The sequence below is a fragment of the Saccharothrix hoggarensis genome (assembly GCF_042678885.1).
GTDB lineage: Bacteria > Actinomycetota > Actinomycetes > Mycobacteriales > Pseudonocardiaceae > Actinosynnema > Actinosynnema hoggarensis.
This window is the reverse complement of record NZ_JBHTLK010000444.1, coordinates 1-2,166: the sequence shown is the minus strand read 5'-3', so window position 1 is coordinate 2,166 and position 2,166 is coordinate 1. Positions and strand designations below refer to the sequence as shown.

Annotated in this window: 3 protein-coding genes; all 3 read left to right on the top strand. The window is 75.6% G+C overall.

The features are described from left to right. The coding region (locus ACFQ3T_RS36180; protein WP_380730605.1) for an LCP family protein at window positions 1-881 on the top strand (881 nt) is incomplete at its 5' end. 81 nt (window positions 882-962) lie between these two features. Next, window positions 963-1,916: a Gfo/Idh/MocA family protein gene (locus tag ACFQ3T_RS36175; protein WP_380730603.1), complete on the top strand. Its 954-nt coding sequence runs from the start codon at window positions 963-965 to the stop codon at window positions 1,914-1,916. Between the two features lie 34 nt (window positions 1,917-1,950). After that, window positions 1,951-2,166, top strand: a 216-nt coding sequence (locus tag ACFQ3T_RS36170) for a DUF2332 family protein (RefSeq protein ID WP_380730601.1), incomplete at its 3' end; no start/stop codon positions are given.

Below are 2,166 nucleotides of genomic sequence, written 5' to 3'. Positions count from 1 at the left end.
CGTTGAGCCTGGACCGGGGCGGCGCGCCCGACGCGGGCGTCCAGCCCGCGACCCCGCCGCCCGCCACGCCGACCGCGCAGACCGTGCTGCTGATGGGGTTGGACGCGGGCCCCGGCCCCCGTGCCGACTCGGTGGTGCTGGCCCGCGTCGACGGGCAGGGCGCCGTCAACGTCGTGTCGCTCCCCCGCGACCTGCAGGTCGAGATCCCCGGCGTCGGCCCCGGCAAGCTGAACTCCGCCTACAGCCGCGCCTACGAGGCCGCGGCGGGCCAGGACGCCGACGCGGCCGGGGCGCGGGCGACGGTGGAGGTCGTCGAGGCGTTCACGGGGGTTCCGATCGACCACTACGCCGCCGTCGAGATGGCGGGGTTCGCCGAGCTGTCCGCGGCGGTCGGCGGGGTGGAGGTCTGCCTGCGGGCGGCGGTGCGCGACGAGTTCTCCGGCGTCGACCTGCCGGCCGGCCGGCAGACCATCCAGGGCGAGCAGGCGCTGGCGTTCCTGCGGCAGCGGGTCGGCCTGCCCCACCACGAGCTGGACCGCGTCACGCGGCACCAGGTGTTCCTGAACGGCCTGGTCGCCAAGGCGGCCTCGGTGTCCGACCCGGCGAAGCTGGCGCCGTTGCTGGAGCTGGCCCGCAGCTCGGTCCACGTCGACCCCTCCTGGGACCTGCCGGAGTTCCTGCGGCTGCTGGCGCAGGGCCCGAGGGTCCGGACCGCGACCATCCCGCACGACAACCAGGTCACGACGGAGGCCGGCGCGGTGCTGACGGCCGACCAGGGCGAGGTCCGCGCGTTCCTGGGGGACTTCCTGACGGCCCGGCCCGGCGTCACGCCCGTGCCGAGCCCCGGCGAGCCCACCGCGGTCGACGGCTGCGTGAACTGAGCCGGCCTCCCGCCGGCCGACGAGCCCACCGGTTCCCCACACCCGGTGGGCTCGTCGGCGTGCCGGGGGATACTGCCGGACGTGGAATCGACCGGTGAGCGGGTCCGGGTGGGGTTGGTCGGCGTGGGCACGATCGCCCGCACCCACCTGGAGGTGTTGGCGGACCGGCCCGGGGTGGACCTGGTGTTCACCGTGGACCCGCGCGCCGAGCCGCCCGTCTTCCGCGGCGACGTGCCCGCGCACCACCGCGACGTGACGTCGGCGTTGGCCGCCCACCGTCCGGACCTCGTGGTGATCGCGACTCCCGCGGACTCGCACGCCGACCTCGCGGCGCAGGTGCTGACGACCTCGGACGCGCGGGTGCTGGTGGAGAAGCCGTTGGTGCTCGACCCCGCGGACCTCGACCGGCTGTCGGGCCTGGACGGCGTGCGGGACCGGCTGTTCACCGCGCACCACTTCGCGTTCTCGCCGGAGGTGGAGTGGGCGGCGGCCCGGATCGCGGCGCACCCGGAGTGGGGGCCGGTCACCGGCGTCACGTCGGCGTTCTACGACCCCTACGTGCTGAAGGGCGAGCGGGCGTTCACGTCGTACATTTCGGCGTGGGCGGACTCGGGGATCAACCAGCTGTCCGTGCTGTCCCGCCTGGTCGACGTGGTGGACGTGACCTCGCTGCGGGACGAGGGCGCGAGCTGCTGGGCCGTGGCGTCGTTCCGGTCCCGCGGCGCGGTCGGCACGGCCCGGCTGCGCGCCGACTGGATGACCGGCGCGAGCAGCAAGTCCACCGTGGTGACGTGCGGCGAGGTGGAGGTGTGGCTGGACCACACGGCGATGACCGCGTTCGCGTTCCGGGGCGGCGAACTGCTGGACGCGCACGGCAGCGACGGGCGCACCCCGCGCAAGGTCGCGCACTACCGGCCGCTGTACGCGAGCCTGCTCTCGGACCGGCCCGACCCGGTCCTCGGCTTCGCCACGGCCTCCGCCCTGACGGCCCTGCACGCCCAGCACGCCCGGCACGCCGCGAAAGCCGTGCGGTGACCGCGGTTGACGATCACGGGAAGGCTCCGCGCTCATGGGTAGGGCTCGCACGCTCGCGCAGGTCTACCGGCAGTTCGCCGAGGTCGACGCCGCCGGGACGTCGCCGCTGTACGAACGCGTCGCCCTCGCCCTGAGCGGGTCGGACGAGGCGCTGCGCGCCATCGAGGCGGCGCCGGCGCGCAGGCGTCAGCCCGCGCTGGTCCTCGCCGCGCTGCACGACCTCGCCCTCTCCGGACGCGCGCCCGCGCTG